Source organism: Vibrio satsumensis (assembly GCF_050337435.1).
Lineage (GTDB): Bacteria > Pseudomonadota > Gammaproteobacteria > Enterobacterales > Vibrionaceae > Vibrio > Vibrio satsumensis.
In genome coordinates this window covers 14,125-32,639 of sequence record NZ_JAKJSX010000018.1, presented here as the reverse complement: position 1 = coordinate 32,639, position 18,515 = coordinate 14,125, and the positions used below count along the sequence as shown (strand labels likewise).

Sequence of the window (18,515 nt, the reverse complement as noted above, 5' to 3'; positions counted from 1 at the left end):
CTCATATACATTCGTATGCTCCGCGCCTCTTCCTTGAACTAAAACGAAATAGCTTCGTCTCAAAAAACTCAATATATTATTGAAAAGACTGTCAGAAATGACGGTCTTTTTTGTTTTTAAGTGATTGAAAAATATTGGGTTGGAACAATAATTGAAAATAAACGCTTGAAACTGATTTGCTGAATCCACATATCTATTTATGAAGAGGATGACTGTCTTGCTCATAAGAGAAGAAACAGAACCTTCATTACCGCTGACGAAGTATCGCTCAACAGAGGATAACTTTAGCAGCACACAACTTAAAAATTGATTCATTGTCATGTCCCAGTGTTGTCGCCAACAGAGGTGAAACCCGAGGAATACGAATTGAATCTCTTAGCTGCTTACTTGGTCATACACAGGTTCGATCTAAGTAAAATTCGCAGCTAAGACTATTGCTTACTAAAAGGATAGCATTATGAGAACTGTAGATTTCACTCCACTTTACCGCAACGCAATCGGCTTCGATCGTCTATTCAACATGATGGAAGCGAACACATCGAAGAACACTTCTGGCGGTTACCCTCCATACAACATCGAGCAAAAAGACGAGAACAACTACCGTATCACTATGGCCGTTGCTGGTTTTGCTGATGACCAATTAGACCTGACTCAGAAAGAGAATATGCTAATTGTGAAGGGTGAGCGTAAAGCCGAAGCAGAGAAAACCTTCGTATATCAAGGTATTGCAGAGCGCGATTTCGAACGCAAATTCCAACTGGCTGACTACGTAAAAGTGGTAGGTGCGAGCATGGAAAATGGTCTTCTTCATATCGACCTAGAGCGCGAAATCCCAGAAGCGATGCAACCACGTAAGATTGCTATCAATGGTAATAGCCTACTAGAAGGTTAATTACTGTTAGCTCCTTAGAGCTAAAAACTATCGGGAAGTAAAAGTGAAAGAGCACCTCATGAGGTGCTCTTTTTGTTTGTCCTTCTAACGTCATTCCATAGAGGGAGGAACGACCGATTAGGAAATCTCTATTTGCTTTCGCTGTAAGCCTTTTTCACTTCTTCAGCAATAAGCGCAATACCTTTTTGCATTGCTTCATCGTCTTGTACGTAGTTCATACGTAGGCACTGATGAGCATGATCCCACTCGTCTTCTTGGCCGATAAAGAAGTATTCACCCGGAACAATCAATACACCGCGAGCTTTCAATCTGTCGTACAGTTCCATTGTGGTGATTGGCAGTTCATCAAACCATAGCCATAAGAAGATAGCGCCTTCAGGTTTGTGAATACGGAAACGTGGGTCATCGATCGCTTGTTGTAGCAGCTCAACGGCGCGCAAAGACTTCTCTTTATAGAAAGGTTTAATCACTTCGCTGCTTAAGCGCAGCAGGTCACCGTTCTCAATCATGTGGTTGGCGATTGCAGGCCCAACACTGCTTGGTGCTAAGCTGATGATGCCATTCATGTTAGTTAGCGCTTGGGTAACCTCTTCGCTCGCAATCACGATACCGCAGCGTACGCCTGGCAAACCAAGCTTAGATAGGCTCATGCACAGAATTGTATTTTCATTCCAGAACGGTTCAACGTCTTCAAAGATGATGTTTGGAAATGGCAGGCCGTAGGCGTTATCGATCAGCAGTGGGATGTTGTTCTCACGCGCCAGCTTATCCAGTTTACGTACTTCTTCGTCGGTCAGTACGTTACCGGTTGGGTTGGTTGGGCGAGACGCACAGATAGCAGCTACTGAGTCATCGACTTTTAGCTGTTCGAAATCGACGTGGTATTTGAACTGTCGGTTTTCTAGCAGCTCGATCTCCGGGTGGTAAGAGATAAAGATGTCGTCATCAATCCCTGCGTCACCGTAGCCGATGTATTCAGGAGCGATCGGCAGCAAGATTTTCTTGTGTGAGCCGTCAGGTTGTTGACCAGCTAGCAGGTTGAATAGGTAGAAGAAACCACTTTGGCTGCCGTTAGTCAGGCTGATGTTCTTCTCGCTGATGTCCCAGCCATAGGTCTCTTTTAGCATTGCAGCTAATGACTTAATGAAGCTGTCTTTGCCCTGTGGGCCATCGTAGTTGGCGAGGGCGGCGATGAGTTCTCCACTGGCGAGCATGTCGGCACTGGCTTGGTTAAAGTAATCGAGCATGGCAGGGATAGCGGCTGGGTTGCCACCACCAAGCATGATTGCGCCAGGAGTGCGCAGGCCATCATTCAAATCATCCATTAAACGAGTGATTCCAGAGTAACGATTAAACTTTTCACCAAACTTAGAGAACTGCATTACTTATTTTACCTAATTCATTGTGATTGCTTGTTACGTGTCATTAAGGCAGACCTTATGTCTGCCATCAGTGTATTCCTTGAACATACCGCAATGTTTTTGCGACGCATAGCGCCAAATGCTCTAACACGGAAAAAACTTTTCTTGTTACCTAGGCTAAATATCACGATTTAACACCCTCAAACTGAACCCAAACTGAATAGAACGACAGTAAACGCCAGAACAACGTGAAGTTGGTCACTCTTTTATTGCTCAAAAATAGCGCAATGAATATTCTCTCTCCCGAAGACAAAACAACCTATTTATCTTTTTTGGAGAAAGTAATGATTACTCAATTATTTGTTAAAGCTCAATTGTTTACTGCGGCATTTAAAAACGACCAACGTGGTGTTACTGCGATTGAATACGCAATTCTTGGTGTGTGCATGTCTGCAATCGTGCTTGCTGTATTTGGTGACGGTTTAACAGCAGCTCTGAACGATGCTGTTGCTGCTATTTCTCAAAACATTACAGATGCAAATACAGTTGAACTTTCTACTGCTGGCTCTGAAGGCTTTTAGTGGAAAACTTATGGTGGCTAATTATTTTAGCCGCCATGGCAATCTACGCCTGTTACACGGATTGTCGATACCGAGAGATCAGCAACCGCTTGGTGTTGTGCATGGCGTTATGGACCTTATCGCGACTGGAGTTTCACAGTGAGGCTCAACACCTAATACATCCGATTGCCGTGCTACTTGCTGGTGGTGTGTTATTTCAGATGAATATACTCGCGGCAGGCGACAGCAAACTATTCGCGGTACTGAGCTTAGCGATCGACTCTAAGTTTATAGCCGTTACGCTGCTGCTTATTGGCTTTTTAGGTGGTGTATTAGCAATTAGTCAGTGGTGGTTAGGACGAATGACTGCCGATATTCGATGGACACAGCGTGGCGTCCCCTATGCAGTACCAATCTGTTTGGCAAGCTTATTAGCTATAGCTGCATCATTATAGGTTAAACAATGAATTCAAAAATCATTCTTGGTCTAGCAGTTGTTGCTATATCTATTGGGCTTTATGGTGTGACACAAACGCCTGCTACGAAAGAAATTCCTGCGCAGTCAGTAAATCAAGTAGAAACGAAGATACTTGCTTGGCAATTGAAGCGGGACGTCGCTCAGGGTGACAAGCTTGTCCGTCGCGACGTTGAAGCCGTTTACTTTACGCGTCAACAAGCTGGTTCACACGGCTTAACTGAAGATACTCGTTTTAATTGGCAGCAAAGTTTGTTTGCCAAACAGGCCTTGCAACAAGGTGGCATTGTGACACCTGAGTTATTGACCTCCCCAGGTCAAGCCGATTACTTGAATACAGTGATTGAGCCAGGGTTTGTGCCTTTTAACGTGACGGTTCCGGGAGAGGATGTCGTTGGTGGCACGATCAGTGTTGGAGACTTGGTCGATATTTCAGTGTTGTCGGCACCTAAGCAAAACTTGGCCAATGATAAGAGAGTCGATGACATTCAACACCTGACTATGACTCCGCTGCTCGCTCTGGTTCCTGTTTTGGATATGGTCAGTCGACAGCGTTCGGTGAGTACTTTAAGCAGTGAAAAAGTGACCGAGGTGACCTTGGTACTACAAGTTACCAATAGACAGGTTGCTCAATTAACGATAGCCAAGCGCATTGCTGAGATTGAAGTGCATAAATCAATTGGTGAAGAGTTTTCGGACGACCTGGAAGCAGATTCAAGTGATGTGATCAGTTTGTCTGGTCAACGTGACGAGATACGCGAATATCGGTTTAAGTAGGGCGAATCATGATGACAAAACGAATATTAGCCTTTGCTGGGCTTTGGTTGCTATCGCCTCTAGTAGTCGCGGCTAGCTTAATCAACCTTGCTGAGGGGCAGGCTACAACCGTGAAGGTTACTGGTGATGTGGCTTCAGTCTTCATTTCTGACCAAAAGGTCGCGGACTATCAGGTGATAGATGAACACAAAATTGTGGTGTTTGGCCGTCATCTAGGAACTACGACTTTCATCGCTTTTGATCAACAAGGCAATGAACTGGTGAATCAGCAACTGGTTGTGAATCGCAGCTATACCGATGTCGAACAGCAGATAAAAATTCAGTATCCACAAGCCAAAGTGACTGTTTATGGCATTGGTGAAAACATCATCTTGAGTGGCCCTGTATCTTCCGAACTAGAGAAAGACAATATTTACCAGATGGTCGGTGAATTATTGGGAAAGGAAGAGGTTGAACAAAACTTCTCTTCTGAAAATGAAGCGCCAGTTGATGACTTAAGCATTGAGTTTATGACCAAGCGTCGCTATCGAGGGGTGGTGAATAACATTGAAGTGAACGCTACCAAGCAGGTCAATGTAAAGCTGACTATTGCTGAAGTATCTCACTCTTTTATCCAAGACTTCGGCATCAAAGTGGGCACTGCAGGTAATGCAGGAATGTTTGTTGATCAGCTTACCCATTTTAGTGCTAGCGATATTGTCTCTGTGATTTCTGCGGTGGGATCGGATCAGGTTGGTCAGATTCTAGCGGAGCCTAATCTATCGGTGATCTCTGGTGAGAAAGCGAGCTTTCTTGTCGGTGGAGAGTTACCGGTCGTGACCAGTAATGATGGTGGCACCAATGTGGACTATAAAGAGTTTGGTGTTCGATTGGAGTTGATGGCGAAGGTGCTAAGAGACGACAAAATTAAGCTAGCACTGACCCCTGAGGTGAGCTCTTTAGATGCTCAATACAGTAACGAACTCTACGATTTACCGGCTCTAAAGACTCGACGCGCACAAACGACGGTTGAGCTGGGGGATGGGCAAAGTTTTGTACTGGGTGGTTTGCTGAATAGTGAAGAGCGCGAATCGCTGACTCGAATCCCGTTTATTGGCGACATCCCAATTCTTGGTGCGTTATTCCGACACACAGGAACGGAACGTAATAAGACCGAGCTCGTAATAGTGGCGACGGTCAACTTAGTTCACCCCGTTAAAGCGAATCAGATCCAACTGCCGATAATGGAAAAAACGGGTACTTTGAAGCGCTTCTTAGCGCTAGACAGTGAATATGACAAAGCCGAACAGCGTTGGGCGAGCGAAATTTTATCTGCCGGAGGCTTTAAACAGTGAAACGTTATTTACTAGGAATGTTATGTGCCTTTGGCATCACCGGATGCGCTGACCATGTCGTTGAACCTGAAGGTACCTCTATCGAAGTGGTGCCGATTCATTATCAATTTAATGCACAGAGTCAGGATCACACTGTAGTTGAGCAGCGCTTTGAAGCCTTTATTCAGCGTTATCAATTAGAGGGCAGTACTGCTCAGTGGCAAATTATCGTGAATGGCTCATCACCTCAGCCGCTAGTGTCAGTGCTGGATGAGGTACTTGCCAATAACCATATTGCTCAGTCGCAGGTGGAGCATCAAGTTAACAACACATCAAATCGTTTTAGCGTGTCTGTGATTGCAACGGATATGCAGGTTCGTCTAGAGGTCTGTCAGCAACAAAAGGTCGGGCATTATGGGTATAGCAAACTTGGTTGCTATACCGACGGTAACCGCTGGCAATCAATGGTTAACCCTGAAAAGTCACTGTAACTCCGTTTACTACAGCTCCTTCAACAAGTTTTAGGTTTACGAATATGTTTAATTTAGTCGATAAGTTGAGTGCTAAGGATGAGCAAACTCCTCAAGTAGATAACCATTGTGCCGTGCTTTTTCAGAGTGAAGATTGCCGAGCTCATTTATACAAAGCCTTTCGTTTTGAAGGCCTGCCTGAGCCTGTCGCTTTTGAAAACCAACCGGCAAGTGCTTTAAAGCTGGCTGAATTCGTGAATTTAAAAGTGGTGATGATTGATCTCAACGATAGCGACAATGTGGTTCGAGATGCTCAGCAGATCGCCTTACAACTCCCGACACACTTATCGGTTGTGGTTATTGGTAGTGAAGATGCGATCACCACTATCCGTGCGTTAAAGGACTTAGGTTTCTACTATCTATTTTGGCCTGCGAGTGTTGTTGAGGTGACCGATTTTTACCGAAGTGTTTTGCACAATCATATGCAGCGTCAAGGTGTGGCTCGAAACCGTAAGGCCAAGCAAATTGCTTTTGTTGGGGTGAAAGGCGGAGTGGGCACCTCATTGATTGCGAGTGAAGTTTCTCGTTGTTTAGCCAAGCAGCACTCACTACCAACTTTGTTGGTTGACCACACCTATACCGGCAGCAACCTAGACGTAATGCTCGGTTTGAAAAAATTCCAAAAGCGTAACGTACAAAAAGGGACGTTAGTTTCTGCGGTTGATACGGCTTTGGCTTCGAATTTGGTGCAGAGCTTAGAGAACAATCTTTCTATTTTGGCGGTCGAGTCCCAAGACTTCAGTCGTGGCGAATTGCATGAATACACTCAAGCACTGACTAAGCAAGTAGAGCAGAACAGTTCATTCATCATTGAAGACTATTCGCACAGTGCGCTGACCCAACAAGAGTTGTCTCGAGCACTGGCTGATGTTGATTCATTAGTTTTGGTATTTGATGCTACCGTTTCATCGTTGAGAGAGCTCAATCGAATTGTTGGCAGTGTACAAGCTGAATTGCCAACAATGACCATAGTGACGGTAATGAATCACACTCGTCCGAGTAATGCCGCCTCGGTATCAAAAGCCGATGTTGAGAAGCACTTTGGACAAGCCGCTAATTGCCACGTTGAGTTCGATCACAAGGCCAATCAATACCTTCTTCAGGGCGAATTGATCACTGAAACTCGATCTGAGATGCAATTGGGTTTAACGCAGTTGGTGGCGATACTTCTTGGTGAGCAAGTCGTCCAAAAAAGCAAAACGTCATGGCTCTCTTGGCTTAAGAGGTAGTTCGCATGCAACAGTCAAAACAAGTCTATCTTCAACTTCGTCAGCAAATATTTGAAGCTTTGGATGCGAGTGCCATTGAGTCTTTATCCACTCAAGAGTTAGAGAAGCAGCTGAGCCACGCCATTGAGGTGTTGGTTAATCGTGAACAGCTTCCTGTTTCAACATTGGCTAAGCAAGAGTATGTTACCAGTTTAATCAATGAGCTCGTTGGTTTAGGGCCACTTCAAGTGCTGATGGATGACGACAGCATCAGCGATATTATGATCAATGGCCATCAACAGGTCTTTATTGAACGTAATGGTTTGGTAGAGCGTGCACAGGTGCAGTTCATTGATGAACAACAGCTAATCGAGATTGCCAAGCGTATTGCAAGTCGAGTAGGGCGTCGTATTGATGAGTCATCACCAACATGCGATGCCCGCTTGGAAGATGGCAGTCGCGTTAATATCGTGATCGCACCGATTGCTCTTGATGGAACCTTGATTTCAATTCGTAAGTTTCGCCATCAAGCGATTAACTTGGACAAGTTAACGGAGCTAGGAGCGCTTAGTGAAGAGATGGCGCAATTATTGGTATTGGCTGCTCGTTGTCGCTTGAATATCTTAATCTCTGGCGGTACGGGTTCTGGTAAAACAACCTTGCTCAATGCGTTGTCACAGCATGTCTCTGAGGTTGAGCGAATTGTCACGATTGAAGACACCGCAGAATTAAGATTACAGCAGCCTCATGTTGCTCGAATGGAAACTCGACTCGCAGGAACCGAAGGCACTGGTGCCATCACTTCTCGTGACTTGGTGATTAACTCACTGCGTATGCGCCCTGATCGTATCATTGTTGGTGAGTGCCGTGGCCCGGAAGCTTTTGAGATGCTGCAAGCGATGAATACGGGACACGATGGTTCGATGTCGACATTGCATGCCAACAGTCCTCGAGACGCAATATCACGTGTTGAGGCGATGGTAATGATGGCGACCAATAATTTACCTATCGATGCGATTCGTCGCTCTGTGGTGAGTGCGGTCGATATCATCGTGCAAGTTACTCGATTGCATGATGGCTCAAGAAAAATTATCAGTATCTCCGAAGTTGTAGGCCTTGAGGGAGAGAGCGTGGTTCTTGAAGAACTATTTACCTTCCAAATCGAAGGTGCGTTGAGTGATGGAAAGTTGTCGGGACGCTATGTCACTTCAGGGGTCATGAGCCGCTCGGTACTCTTTAAAAAAGCGCGCTTTTTTGGGTGTGAACAACAACTACAGCAGTTGATTCATGCGATCGAATTAGTGGGGTAGCAGTGTGTATTGGCTATTAATGTTTTGGGGCGTTGTCCTGCTGCTGGTTGTAATTTTTTCTAATAAGAGTCACTCAATTGATGATTATTTTCCATCAAAGGATAAGACAAAAACAGCGTCAACAGCCCCTCGCCAAGCGATTCAACTCAGTCAGATATCCAATGGCTTAGGTTGGTCTTCGATAGTGAGCCCTTTTCATCAAGTTAAGCGACAGTTGGGCTCTTTTGCTGGTGTGAAGGTGGTTTTATTTAGTGGTTGTGTGAGTGTTTTAGCCGGTGCAGTGAATCGCTACCTATTTGGTTTCCCAGCTTGGCTAGTCCTTGGTAGCGCGCTGGTTGTTACTTGGGTATGGGGTTTCTTGTGGTTAAAGCAGCGTGACCGCAAGCAATTTGAAGAGAGCTTTCCCGATGCATTGAACATGCTAGCTAGCTCCTTATCTGCCGGAGAGAGTATTGGTCGAGGAATTGGTTTTGTCGGCAATAAGCTTCCTGGTGAGGTTGGCAAAGAGTTTAAACGAATGGCAGAACGCTTGAAGCTCGGTGAGCCGCTGGACGAGGTTTTCCGTAAGTCTTGCCAGCGATTTCCCTATCCGTCATTTCATTTCTTTGTGATTACCCTGCGTGCCAACATGCAGCGTGGTGGGCAATTGAAAGAGGTGATGTCGCGTCTGAACCGTCAGATGTTCGAAGCGAGAGCGATGGAAAGAAAGAAGTTTGCGATGACTTCAGAGGCGCGTATTTCCGCAAAGATAGTCAGTGCAACGCCGTTTGTCTTTATCTCAATGCTGCCAATACTGAGCCCTGAGAATTTTGATTTCTTGATGTTTACCGACGAGGGTCGTCCGGTTCTGTATTACCTGTTGATCAGCGAAAGTATTGGTTTAGCGATCATTTGGATGTTGATGAAGAGGGTGAAGTAATGGCCAATATTATTTCGATTTTAATAGAGCCTCAGTCGCAGTCATTGTTGATTTGGACTTGCTTGTCATTTGGCGTCTTGTTGCTCTGTTATTGGTTAATCACTCAGTACATCGCGCAGCAAAAGCTGGCCAGTATCGCCAGCCAGTTTAAATCGATGACTCAACAACGCAGTCAACGACAGCAACAAATAGATAGCCTCTTATGTCCGCTGACACAATTGGTTAATGCATCCGACCAACAGATGCAGCAGCGCTTTATTGGTGCCGGTATTTATCAAACACGTTATAGCTCAGTGTATATGCCACTAAAATATCTGGTTCTTGCGATAGGTAAAGTGATGGTTATTGGTGTGTGCTGGTGGTCCGGTGTCGCTGTTAATCAGGCTGTCGCTCTGATATGTGGTTGGGCAATGGTTTCTATTGCGTTGCCCGATATGGTGCTCGCTCAGCGAACTAAGCGGCGACATCAAAAATTAGTGGGTCAGTTGCCTTACTTGATTGACCTAACGGCGATCTGTGTGCAAAGCGGGATGACGATTGAAGCATCCATGAAGTATTTAGCGCAGGAAATGCAGGGTTTTGATTGTGACTTGGCTTATCTACTGAATAAAACCAATCATCGCGCGCGAGTTGTTGGGATGGAAGAGGCGCTTGAAGAGCTTTATCAACAGGTGCCAAGCAGTGAAATGCGTAGTTTTGTGATGACGTTGACTCAAAGCATGCAACACGGCTCGTCGATTTATCGCATGTTAACCGTGTTAGCGAGTGATGTGCGTGAAGTACAAATGCTAGAACTGGAAGAAAAGATAGGGAAGTTAGCCGCCAAGATGTCGATACCATTGATTGTATTCATCTTGATTCCGATCGTATTCGTTATTGCCGCTCCAGGGGTAATGAGGTTAATGCAAAGTGTTTAAACAAATTCTGATATGTATGTTGCCATTGTGGTTAATGGCTTGCAGTTCAACTGCCAATAACTGGCAACAAGAAGAATCGAAGGAAGCGATTTACCAACAAACCAATAATCACACGAAACTGGTTGCTCTTTATAAAGTTCAGCTCCAGCGTGAAGATATCGCCGATATTAGGCAAAAACTGGCGAACAGCTATTTAAAATTGGCCGATGCAGAATCCGCTCTTTTTTACATAACTCCTGTTATAGAGAGTGAGAAAGCCTCACTTGAAGCTTACCAAATCCAAGCGCAGGCATACGGTGATATGGGCCAATATCCAGCAGCAATCGCTGCAGCGAAACTGGCATTGGAGTTAGATCCTAGTAACAGCCGCACCGAGAATTTATTAGGTACCTACTATGGTTACAGCTTTCAAACGACGCTAGCGAGACGCTACTTTGAACGCGCTCGTGATCACTTCTATGACGGCGTCACAGTAAACAATAACCTTGCCGTACTGGACATCGCTGAAGGTGATTATCTTGCCGCGGCCAAGCGCTTAATGCCGTTGTATAAAAACCAGCAAGCGGATGAAATGGTGATGGCTAACTTGACGTTAAGTATGGCGAAGCAAGGTCACTATGCATTCGTGAAGCAAGTGCTTAGCGATAAATACAGCCAACACCAAGTCGAAAGCATCTATCGAGCTTTACGACAGTTTGAACCTATGAGTGCTGATCGTCGCATGGATGCGTTAACGAGCGTCCAATATGAAAACTAAGCAGCGTGGTGTGGCCAGCATCGAGTTTGTGATGGGCTTCTTTGCGTTTTGGCTGATGTGCATGGCGTGGGTTGAAATGAGTTATATGTCTTACATTTCTTCGATCAACGATCTGGCTATTTCTGAGGTTGCCCGTGAAGCAAAGAAAGGCTCACACGATTATCTGGCTACGGTAGATCAGGTTTTACATAGAGACGGCAGCATGTGGAATAGTGTGATTGATGGTGATGATTTTCAGGTAACCATTCACTATCTCACATCGGTGGATGAGTTGGTGAAAGTCACCAATCAATGCCAGATAGCACCGGGTGAGCCATATAAAGAGTGTGGTGATGAGCAGAACTCGTCGTTGGCTATTTATCGACTCACCTATCCGTTTACCCCAATTTTTAGTTACTTCTTAGGTCTAGACGGATTATTAAGCCGAGAAATGGTCGTGGTTCAAGAGTATGAAAGATCTAAGTTTGAAGTCTAACTCGCGAAAGTGTCAGCAAGGCATATTCAGTATTGAGTTTGCCATTGTCGGGTTCTTTTTTAGTTTGCTGTTGGTATTCAGTGGTGACGTGATCATCAAGCTTTCCGTTAAAGGTAAGTTGGATCGTTTGTCCTATTCGCTGGTGAATGTTGTCAAAGAACGCACGCAGCTTTATGACTCTAGTGTGCTCTTAACCTCTAAGCAGGTTGATGAAATAGACACGATAGCTCGTCACTCCTTACAACGTACCTTTGGTAATTATGACGCTTCGCGTTATGGCTTGTTGGTTGAAGAGCAAAGCTTTACTGGGATTGGCCAAGCTTCACCGAGCATTCGGGAACGTCGTGGAGATCTAAGCTGCAGTGTTGCCAAGCCCATTAGTGAATTACAGCATCTGTCTGTGGTGAGTGTTTGGGGGCACCAGATGCCTCTTTATCGTGTAACGCTCTGCTATCGAACTAATAATTGGTTTGGTGAACTGGTTGGTACTGACTTTACCGACGTGATGTCAGATTCTGTCGTGATTGGGAGGTAAACATGAGTCTATCTTTGGCTAAACAGTCTGGCCATGCTGCGATCTTGCTCGCGATATGTATCCCCGTGTTATTTGGTGTGTTTATGTTGGGCTCTGATGGCGCACGTGCTTTACAGACAAAAGCGAGATTAGAAGAAGCAGCAGAAGCGGCAGTATTGGCGGTATCTGCAGAAGACAGTGAAAACCACTCATTGGCTCAGTCTTATATCGATCACTACCTCTACGATATGGATACCTTGCTTGATGTTGAGGTTAATAAGCTATCGTGCGATCAAATTGCAGATTGTACCCAGCAGGCTGAACAAGGTGGAGCTCGCTATTTTGAATACCGAGTTGCCGGTCGAACGCAGCACCAATCGTGGTTTCCGGGGCAAGGTGTGATCGTGGGATTTGGTGACACCTTTGATGTGACTGGTTCTTCAAAGGCTCGAAAGTTTCAAAGCAAGATTGTTGATATCACCTTTGTCGTCGATTTCTCTGCATCAATGAACGATGACTGGAGTGGCGGTAAAAAAAGTAAGATTGAAGACCTCAAAGACACGCTAGAACTGGTGACTGATGAACTAGGAAAATTTAATGCGGTGACGCCAGGTATAAAGCACCGAGTTTCTCTCACAGGGTATAACCGACGTACCGTGAACGCTAATACTGCTGGCAAACTGGTATTTCGAGATCAACGCATCGTTACCAAAATGGGTGAGTATGACAAAGATGATGTAGTGAACTTTAACAAGACAATTGAGCAACAATTCAAGGTGAAGGGAGCTGCCAAACGAATTCCGAACGGAGATGAAGACGCGGTATTTACCGATATTTTCTATACCGAGGATTTTGATGGGTTTATGAAAAAAGTCAGAACCTTCAAGGCATCTGGTGGTACTGCTTCGTTACAAGGAATTATTCGCGCAGGGCAGATTGTGACGTCATTGGCGAAGAACCCGAACCAACTGATTATCATCTTGTCGGATGGTGAGGATTGGAATCACTACGCTGGACAAACCAACAAGTTAGTGAATAAAGGTATGTGCACCAACATCAAGAATATGATCAATGGTGGCAAGGTTTCAGCAGATAATCTTAATGATGATATCGCTGTTGTCGATGGAGTGAGCCCAGGGAAGTTTACTAGTTGGGGCGAGGCGATGAACGCTCGTATGTCGGTGATCGGCTTTGATTATGATTTACATGCCAACACAGGGCTACTTAATTGCGTAGGTAAAGACAACGTTTTTAAGGCTGAAAATAAGCAAGACATCTTGAATAAAATCTTAGCCCTAGTCACCGAAGAAGTTGGTCACTTAGCACAGTAACCTGTGTTAATGATTCGAGACAATAGAATGAATACCGAGAGAATGAACATGAAAAATTTTGTATTGATAGCGCTTTTAGTGGCGTTACCTTTTTCAGCAATCGCATCGCCATCTAACTTGGATACCAACGAGTTACTTTACCAATATTGTGATACTGGCCGCTCCGAGTTTGAGCAGTCGGTTACGGTTGGGCAAGGTACTAAGGTTATGTACCATCAGGGGCCTTTCATGCAGGTATCGGCAACGGTTGATAATCAGGCTCTGGTTGAGTTAATTCAAGGCAAGCTTACTCAATCTGATCTCAGCAATAACTGTACTCAGTTTCTGTTGAGCAGAGCCGTCATCGAAGATGAAAATCAAACCAGTGACCTGGTTGCCAGAGTGTTGTTTGATTTTGATAAGGATGAACTGAATAAACAGTCGCGCTATTTGTTACTTAAGCTCGGAGCGAAGTTAGAGCAACAGGTGCCCGAATTGAGTGTTGTGGGTAACACCGACTCGAAAGGATCGGGGAAATACAATTTGAGCTTGGGTTTAAAGCGTTCAGAGTCAGTTGTTACGTATCTGCGTGAGCATGGGGTTCCTGTTGAACAAATTACGGTAACCTCGCAAGGTGAGAAAGCTCCGATTCAAAGTAATGACTTGGAGACTGGCCGTCATCTGAATCGTAGAGTCGATATTCAATCTTAACCTATCTTTAATTTATGGCTTATAGCTAGGGCTGCGGAAGTAAAATCCTCAGTGAGACACCCATGGATGGGTCTTCTGGTGTCTCAAACCAAATTGCCCCTTTGTAGCTGTGAATTATCTCATCACATAGTGCCAAGCCTAACCCTGTGCCTGGGTTTTGTTGGTCAGCTCTTACACCTCGTTGAAATAAGCTCTGGCTAGTATTACTGTCGATAGCTGGGCCATCATTACTGATCTCAACCATAATCTGATTATCAATATTAGTAACCTTGAACAAGATCGACTGATCAGCAAAACGGTAGGTGTTTTCTAATATGTTACCCATTATTTCCATTAGGTCATCTTTACTTAATGGCAGGGTTTGGTTATCTGGATAGTCAGAGACAAATTGGATCGACTTGTCAGTATAAATCTTGGTGAACATACCAACCAAGCTATCTAATACAGGCTTAAGTAGGGTGTCATTGGTGGTGATACCTTTCACTCCTAATGATGCTCGCTTTAGCTGACCTTGGATAAGGCTATCCATTTCGAGTAATTGTTGATTGATTTGATGGTTTTTAGTGGGTGATGAATCGTCTAGTAGTGCTTGGGATACAGCAACACGAGTCTTCAAGCTATGGGCGAGATCGTTCAGTGACCGTTTATAACGTTCCTGATTTTCCTTTTGTTGGAACAATAGCTCATTCAGTGCACTAGTCACATTGTGCAGGTCTTCTGGGTAGCTTTCTGCTAGCTGGTTCTGCTTACCCTGTTTTATTTCGTGCAGCTCTTTTTCTAAGCGAACAAAGGGGGCAAAGCTGATGCGATAGAAGAGTAAAAGCAGGGCACTGATTAATGTCAGGGCTACTATCAATACACCTATCGTGGTGTATTTTAGTTGCTTTATTGGTTCCATCTTATGTTCGACTCTTTGAGTAAGGATTACCTTTCCATCTTCTTGATCTTTAAACCCTTTCCAAAGCATTGTGTGGACGATAAACGCGGCCCCACTCGGTTTCTCTACTAGCCGAATTGTATCGATTGGAAAATTGAGATCAGTACACAGGTTGTCTATTTGAGGACGTGAGATACCTAACTTTGCCAGCTGTTTGGTTCTTCGCTCAACGTCGATTGAAGTCCAAACTTGATGGCTGTTGTGGTCACATAAGATGACGCTGGTATTAGGTGACTCTTTGGCATAAAAGCTATTCCACTCAGTGAGTGGCGGGATCTCACCCGAGGAGAGGAGTTCGTTGACAATTGAAGGTAACTCTCGGAGCGTATTTTTAGAATAGTCTTCAAACAGCTGGTGTTTTTGGGTGTTGTAATAGAACCAAGTGCTAGTCAGTACCATAGTAAAAAGAATGGAAGCAGCAGTGGCAAAGGTACGTCGTCTAAACTGGGTTTTATACAGTCTTTTCATATCATTTCGCTTCTATTTCGAATCGATAGCCTTGTCCTCGAACCGTGCTGATCAGTTTTTCTTCGGTATGTTGAGCAAGCTTTTTACGCAGCCGCGAAACGATCACTTCAATGTTATTAAGCTGAATGCCTTCTCCTTGGTCGTATAGCGAGTCCAAGATTTGTTGCTTGGAGACGATCTTCAAACTATGACGAATTAGATACTCGAAGATTTGGTATTCGAGTGCCGTGAGGTCGAGCAGCATTTCATTGTAGGTAATGCTTTTGGCTTGAGTATCAAGAGTCAGTGATTGCGCCTTGATTTGAGAGGCTGCAAATCCTTGATTTCGACGTACAAGTGCTTCAAGTCTGGCGAGTAGTTCTTCAAATTGAAATGGCTTGGTTAGGTAATCGTCGGCGCCACAGTTGAGCCCTTCAACTTTATCCTGCCAGTCACCGCGAGCGGTTAAAATCAGAATAGGAACTGTAATCTTTTTGCGGCGTATCTGCTTAATCAGCGTAAAGCCGTCGAAATCTGGCAGGCCAAGATCGATGATCATGACATCGGTATTGGGTTGTTTTTGAATGGTTTGTAGACAGGCTGATGCAGTTTTCTCTGCGTAAATGGTATGGCCAAGATCACCAAGTTGAGACGAGAGGTGATGATTTAATATCTCATTATCTTCAACCAAAACAACCAGCATTCAATATCCCTATATACAATAAGATTCAACTACATAGAGCTTACACTAGCTTAGGATAAAAAAAAGGAGAAGCCTAAGCTTCTCCTTGAGTTTCTGCTGTTTTATGTCACTCGGCGTTTACTTAGAACCGGTATAAACAACCAATACTTTGTCATCTTGGTATTGGCGTTCGAACGCATAGTAGCCCTTACTGTTGCGGATGATGTGCTTTCCTTGCGCGACAGCAGGGTGGCGTTGGCGGAATTGGCCAAGCGCTTGCCAATGTTCTAGCAACTCTGCACGTTCGCCGGTGATTTGATCCCATGGCATGTCTGAGCGAGTACCTTGCATTGGGTCCGATCCTGTTGGGCCAAAGTCACGGGCGATTTCATCTCCGTAATAGATCTGCACTGCGCCTGGAGCCAGCATTAATGCATTCGCTGCTTTGGTCTGTTTGGCAAAGTCACTGCCGTGCTGCGTCCAGAATAGCGAGGTGTCGTGAGACGATAGGTAACTCAGCACGTTGAACTCACTGTCAGTGTTGATCTTCTCTGCATAACGGAGGTAATCGGCATCGAGATCAGACAGGCACTTCAGCGCCTTAGGGGCGATGTCGCTCTGGAATTCAAAATTGATGATCGAATCAAAGCCGTTAGCGAAGTAATCTGATTTCACGACGCTGTGTGCCCAGACTTCACCAGTCATCCAGAATGGTAAGTCATCCAAGGCCTTTTCTGGGTTGTTCTGCTTCCACTCAGCAAGCGCTTGGTTGGTGCTGGCTTTAAGCTCTGCCCACGCTTCGAGTTCTACGTGCTTGGCGGTATCAACCCTAAAGCCATCAACGCCGTATTCACGCACCCAATCAGATAACCAAGTGATTAGGTGGTCGCGAGGTGTTTTAAGCTCATCGGTCGCGCTGGTGGATTTGTTGCTATAGAAGTTCGGTAGCCCAGTGGTCTCTGTTGATTCGGTTTTAAAATCGGGCAGGTGCGCCAAAGACATGGTCAGGTTGTTGTAACCCGGAGAGTCGTAAGCGCCGATATCGCTGCGTAACCAAGCTTTACCCCACCATTTCTCCCACGCTTCTTTATCGCTGTATGAGATGTAGTTATTGAAGTAGTGCCAGTTCTGACCTTTAGCGGGTTGCCAGTCTGTCCAGTTTTCGCCAAGTGTTTGTTTGGATTGTTCATCTGTTAGGTTGAGCTTACCAAAATCAAACTCTTGCATGTCGGCAAGTGTCGCATAGCCTGTGTGGTTCATTACCACATCCCAAACAACGCGAATGCCTTTGCTGTGCGCGGTATCGATGAAGGTTTTTAGCTCGTCTTCGGTACCCATGTTGTCATCGAGCTTAGTCCAGTCTTGATGGTAGTAACCATGGTAGCCATAATGCTTGAAGTCACCTCTGTCACCACCGCCAACCCAGCCGTGAATCTGCTCTAACGGAGATGTTATCCAGATGGCGTTAGCACCGAGTGACTCTATGTAATCGAGTTTTTCGGTTAAGCCGGCTAAATCACCACCATGGAAGGTGCCGATTTCGTCTTGTCCGTCTTGACTGCGACCGTAACTGTTGTCGTTGTTAGGGTTGCCGTTATGGAAGCGGTCGGTCATCACGAAGTAAACCGTGGCGTTATCCCAACTAAATTCAGCTTTGGTTTCGGGCTCAACCTTTTCTAGTAACAAGACACCTTGGCTGTTTTCTGCAGGCTGCATGGTAACGCTGCCATTAGTTACAGTCGCTTGTGTGCCTGAAAGGGCATCTCTAACCACGGTGCCATCATCAAAGGTTTGAGCAACGTCGATGGTAGTTGGCTCGTCACTAGGCTCTGGACAGGCAAAGCTTTGTACCTGCTGTTGCTTCGGCTTTATCTGAACTGTGAGTTCATTAGTCTGTGGGTTGAGCGTGAATTGATAGGTGTTAGCGCGAAAGACTTTAATGGCGATCTCAGATTTCTCGGCACAGTCGTCTAGGCGAAGGGGTTTATTGAACTTGATGCGGTTTTCTTCAGCCAGCGCATAGTTGGTGCCACAGGTATTTTGAGTATCGCTGATAGAGAAGGTATAGCTACCTTTGGCGAGTTCCTGTTCAGCAATAACAGTGCCTTTTCCTGTCGATTCAAATATGACAGTGTTGTTATCAATCGTCAGCAATAAGCTGTCATCACTGGTTTGGCTGCATGCGCTGAGTGCGAGTATTGAAAGCGCGAGTACTGTTTTTTTCATTGTTCCCTTCCCCTGAATAAACAGGTCAGTTATAGCAAACAATGCCCTCTACAGTCTGAGCGCTGATTCATTCAGATAATCAATAACACCTCTACAAACAAATGCTTGGTTCACAAAAACAAAAAGGGAAGCTTTCGCTTCCCTTTGGGTGTTTACCGTTAGTTACTCAGAGTATGGCTTAGAGCAACTGTCTC

The 18,515-nt window shown here is 45.1% G+C and carries 19 protein-coding genes; 15 read left to right on the top strand and 4 right to left on the bottom strand.

Annotated elements, in window-relative coordinates; all coding sequences use genetic code 11:
- Positions 1 to 457 precede the first annotated feature (457 nt).
- Positions 458 to 892 (top strand): Hsp20 family protein, encoded by a 435-nt coding sequence (locus tag L4C44_RS20740; protein ID WP_017080845.1) that lies wholly within the window; start codon positions 458 to 460, stop codon positions 890 to 892.
- A gap of 128 nt (positions 893 to 1,020) precedes the next feature.
- On the opposite strand, the gene L4C44_RS20735 is transcribed toward L4C44_RS20740, so the two are convergent.
- Positions 1,021 to 2,274, bottom strand: coding sequence for a valine--pyruvate transaminase (locus tag L4C44_RS20735; RefSeq protein WP_428805654.1), 1,254 nt, complete (start codon positions 2,272 to 2,274; stop codon positions 1,021 to 1,023).
- A gap of 323 nt (positions 2,275 to 2,597) precedes the next feature.
- On the opposite strand from L4C44_RS20735, the gene L4C44_RS20730 reads away from it, so the two are divergent.
- Genes L4C44_RS20730 through L4C44_RS20665 form a run of 14 tightly spaced genes read left to right on the top strand, consistent with a single transcriptional unit; the run spans position 2,598 to position 14,029 of the window.
- A complete protein-coding gene (locus L4C44_RS20730) occupies positions 2,598 to 2,834 on the top strand; it encodes a Flp family type IVb pilin (protein ID WP_048662701.1) in 237 nt (78 codons plus the stop codon).
- Positions 2,834 to 3,268, top strand: a complete 435-nt coding sequence (locus L4C44_RS20725) for an A24 family peptidase (protein WP_239716959.1) — start codon at positions 2,834 to 2,836, stop codon at positions 3,266 to 3,268. The genes L4C44_RS20730 and L4C44_RS20725 overlap by 1 nt, the downstream gene beginning before the upstream one ends.
- A gap of 8 nt (positions 3,269 to 3,276) precedes the next feature.
- A complete protein-coding gene (locus L4C44_RS20720) occupies positions 3,277 to 4,065 on the top strand; it encodes an RcpC/CpaB family pilus assembly protein (protein WP_428805653.1) in 789 nt (262 codons plus the stop codon).
- 8 nt (positions 4,066 to 4,073) lie between these two features.
- Positions 4,074 to 5,399 carry a type II and III secretion system protein family protein gene (locus L4C44_RS20715; protein ID WP_428805652.1) on the top strand — a complete coding sequence of 442 codons (1,326 nt, stop codon included), beginning with the start codon at positions 4,074 to 4,076 and terminating at the stop codon, positions 5,397 to 5,399.
- Entirely contained in the window at positions 5,396 to 5,869 is a 474-nt protein-coding gene (locus tag L4C44_RS20710; protein ID WP_143691556.1) for a hypothetical protein, read from the top strand. The genes L4C44_RS20715 and L4C44_RS20710 overlap by 4 nt, the downstream gene beginning before the upstream one ends.
- 44 nt (positions 5,870 to 5,913) lie before the next feature.
- The gene (locus L4C44_RS20705; protein ID WP_428805651.1) at positions 5,914 to 7,137 is read left to right on the top strand and encodes a CpaE/TadZ family protein; all 1,224 of its coding nucleotides are present in this window, start codon (positions 5,914 to 5,916) and stop codon (positions 7,135 to 7,137) included.
- A gap of 5 nt (positions 7,138 to 7,142) precedes the next feature.
- Positions 7,143 to 8,426, top strand: a complete 1,284-nt coding sequence (locus L4C44_RS20700; RefSeq protein ID WP_428805650.1) for a TadA family conjugal transfer-associated ATPase — start codon at positions 7,143 to 7,145, stop codon at positions 8,424 to 8,426.
- A 4-nt stretch (positions 8,427 to 8,430) separates the two neighbouring features.
- Positions 8,431 to 9,345 carry a type II secretion system F family protein gene (locus L4C44_RS20695; RefSeq protein ID WP_428805649.1) on the top strand — a complete coding sequence of 305 codons (915 nt, stop codon included), beginning with the start codon at positions 8,431 to 8,433 and terminating at the stop codon, positions 9,343 to 9,345.
- The gene (locus L4C44_RS20690; protein WP_428805648.1) at positions 9,345 to 10,262 is read left to right on the top strand and encodes a type II secretion system F family protein; all 918 of its coding nucleotides are present in this window, start codon (positions 9,345 to 9,347) and stop codon (positions 10,260 to 10,262) included. The genes L4C44_RS20695 and L4C44_RS20690 overlap by 1 nt, the downstream gene beginning before the upstream one ends.
- Positions 10,255 to 11,019, top strand: coding sequence for a tetratricopeptide repeat protein (locus tag L4C44_RS20685; protein WP_192889670.1), 765 nt, complete (start codon positions 10,255 to 10,257; stop codon positions 11,017 to 11,019). The genes L4C44_RS20690 and L4C44_RS20685 overlap by 8 nt, the downstream gene beginning before the upstream one ends.
- Positions 11,009 to 11,494 (top strand): TadE/TadG family type IV pilus assembly protein, encoded by a 486-nt coding sequence (locus tag L4C44_RS20680; protein ID WP_428805647.1) that lies wholly within the window; start codon positions 11,009 to 11,011, stop codon positions 11,492 to 11,494. Before L4C44_RS20685 ends, L4C44_RS20680 begins: the two co-directional genes overlap by 11 nt.
- A complete protein-coding gene (gene tadF, locus L4C44_RS20675; protein ID WP_048657798.1) occupies positions 11,469 to 12,029 on the top strand; it encodes a tight adherence pilus pseudopilin TadF in 561 nt (186 codons plus the stop codon). Before L4C44_RS20680 ends, tadF begins: the two co-directional genes overlap by 26 nt.
- A 2-nt stretch (positions 12,030 to 12,031) precedes the next feature.
- Complete coding sequence (locus tag L4C44_RS20670; RefSeq protein WP_428805646.1) at positions 12,032 to 13,339, top strand: pilus assembly protein TadG-related protein; 1,308 nt, start codon at positions 12,032 to 12,034, stop codon at positions 13,337 to 13,339.
- 48 nt (positions 13,340 to 13,387) lie between these two features.
- On the top strand, positions 13,388 to 14,029 hold the full coding sequence (locus L4C44_RS20665) for an OmpA family protein (protein WP_428805645.1): 642 nt from the start codon (positions 13,388 to 13,390) through the stop codon (positions 14,027 to 14,029).
- A 25-nt stretch (positions 14,030 to 14,054) separates the two neighbouring features.
- Here the strand turns inward: L4C44_RS20665 and L4C44_RS20660 are convergent, their stop codons facing one another.
- The 3 genes from L4C44_RS20660 to L4C44_RS20650 all read right to left on the bottom strand — a co-directional run bounded on the left by L4C44_RS20660 (position 14,055) and on the right by L4C44_RS20650 (position 18,321).
- Positions 14,055 to 15,434 (bottom strand): ATP-binding protein, encoded by a 1,380-nt coding sequence (locus tag L4C44_RS20660; RefSeq protein ID WP_048657795.1) that lies wholly within the window; start codon positions 15,432 to 15,434, stop codon positions 14,055 to 14,057.
- A gap of 1 nt (position 15,435) precedes the next feature.
- Complete coding sequence (locus L4C44_RS20655; protein WP_428805644.1) at positions 15,436 to 16,116, bottom strand: response regulator; 681 nt, start codon at positions 16,114 to 16,116, stop codon at positions 15,436 to 15,438.
- 117 nt (positions 16,117 to 16,233) lie between these two features.
- Positions 16,234 to 18,321: an alpha-amylase gene (locus L4C44_RS20650; RefSeq protein ID WP_285953985.1), complete on the bottom strand. Its 2,088-nt coding sequence runs from the start codon at positions 18,319 to 18,321 to the stop codon at positions 16,234 to 16,236.
- Positions 18,322 to 18,515: the final 194 nt, after the last annotated feature.

What these genes read in the sequence shown, in the direction of transcription:
- L4C44_RS20740 (WP_017080845.1), top strand. Translation starts at nt 458, where the DNA reads ATGAGAACTGTAGATTTCACTCCACTTTACCGCAACGCAATCGGCTTC.
- L4C44_RS20735 (WP_428805654.1), bottom strand. Translation starts at nt 2,274, where the DNA reads ATGCAGTTCTCTAAGTTTGGTGAAAAGTTTAATCGTTACTCTGGAATC.
- L4C44_RS20730 (WP_048662701.1), top strand. Translation starts at nt 2,598, where the DNA reads ATGATTACTCAATTATTTGTTAAAGCTCAATTGTTTACTGCGGCATTT.
- L4C44_RS20720 (WP_428805653.1), top strand. Translation starts at nt 3,277, where the DNA reads ATGAATTCAAAAATCATTCTTGGTCTAGCAGTTGTTGCTATATCTATT.
- L4C44_RS20715 (WP_428805652.1), top strand. Translation starts at nt 4,074, where the DNA reads ATGATGACAAAACGAATATTAGCCTTTGCTGGGCTTTGGTTGCTATCG.
- L4C44_RS20705 (WP_428805651.1), top strand. Translation starts at nt 5,914, where the DNA reads ATGTTTAATTTAGTCGATAAGTTGAGTGCTAAGGATGAGCAAACTCCT.
- L4C44_RS20700 (WP_428805650.1), top strand. Translation starts at nt 7,143, where the DNA reads ATGCAACAGTCAAAACAAGTCTATCTTCAACTTCGTCAGCAAATATTT.
- L4C44_RS20690 (WP_428805648.1), top strand. Translation starts at nt 9,345, where the DNA reads ATGGCCAATATTATTTCGATTTTAATAGAGCCTCAGTCGCAGTCATTG.
- L4C44_RS20680 (WP_428805647.1), top strand. Translation starts at nt 11,009, where the DNA reads ATGAAAACTAAGCAGCGTGGTGTGGCCAGCATCGAGTTTGTGATGGGC.
- tadF (WP_048657798.1), top strand. Translation starts at nt 11,469, where the DNA reads ATGAAAGATCTAAGTTTGAAGTCTAACTCGCGAAAGTGTCAGCAAGGC.
- L4C44_RS20670 (WP_428805646.1), top strand. Translation starts at nt 12,032, where the DNA reads ATGAGTCTATCTTTGGCTAAACAGTCTGGCCATGCTGCGATCTTGCTC.
- L4C44_RS20665 (WP_428805645.1), top strand. Translation starts at nt 13,388, where the DNA reads ATGAAAAATTTTGTATTGATAGCGCTTTTAGTGGCGTTACCTTTTTCA.
- L4C44_RS20660 (WP_048657795.1), bottom strand. Translation starts at nt 15,434, where the DNA reads ATGAAAAGACTGTATAAAACCCAGTTTAGACGACGTACCTTTGCCACT.
- L4C44_RS20655 (WP_428805644.1), bottom strand. Translation starts at nt 16,116, where the DNA reads ATGCTGGTTGTTTTGGTTGAAGATAATGAGATATTAAATCATCACCTC.
- L4C44_RS20650 (WP_285953985.1), bottom strand. Translation starts at nt 18,321, where the DNA reads ATGAAAAAAACAGTACTCGCGCTTTCAATACTCGCACTCAGCGCATGC.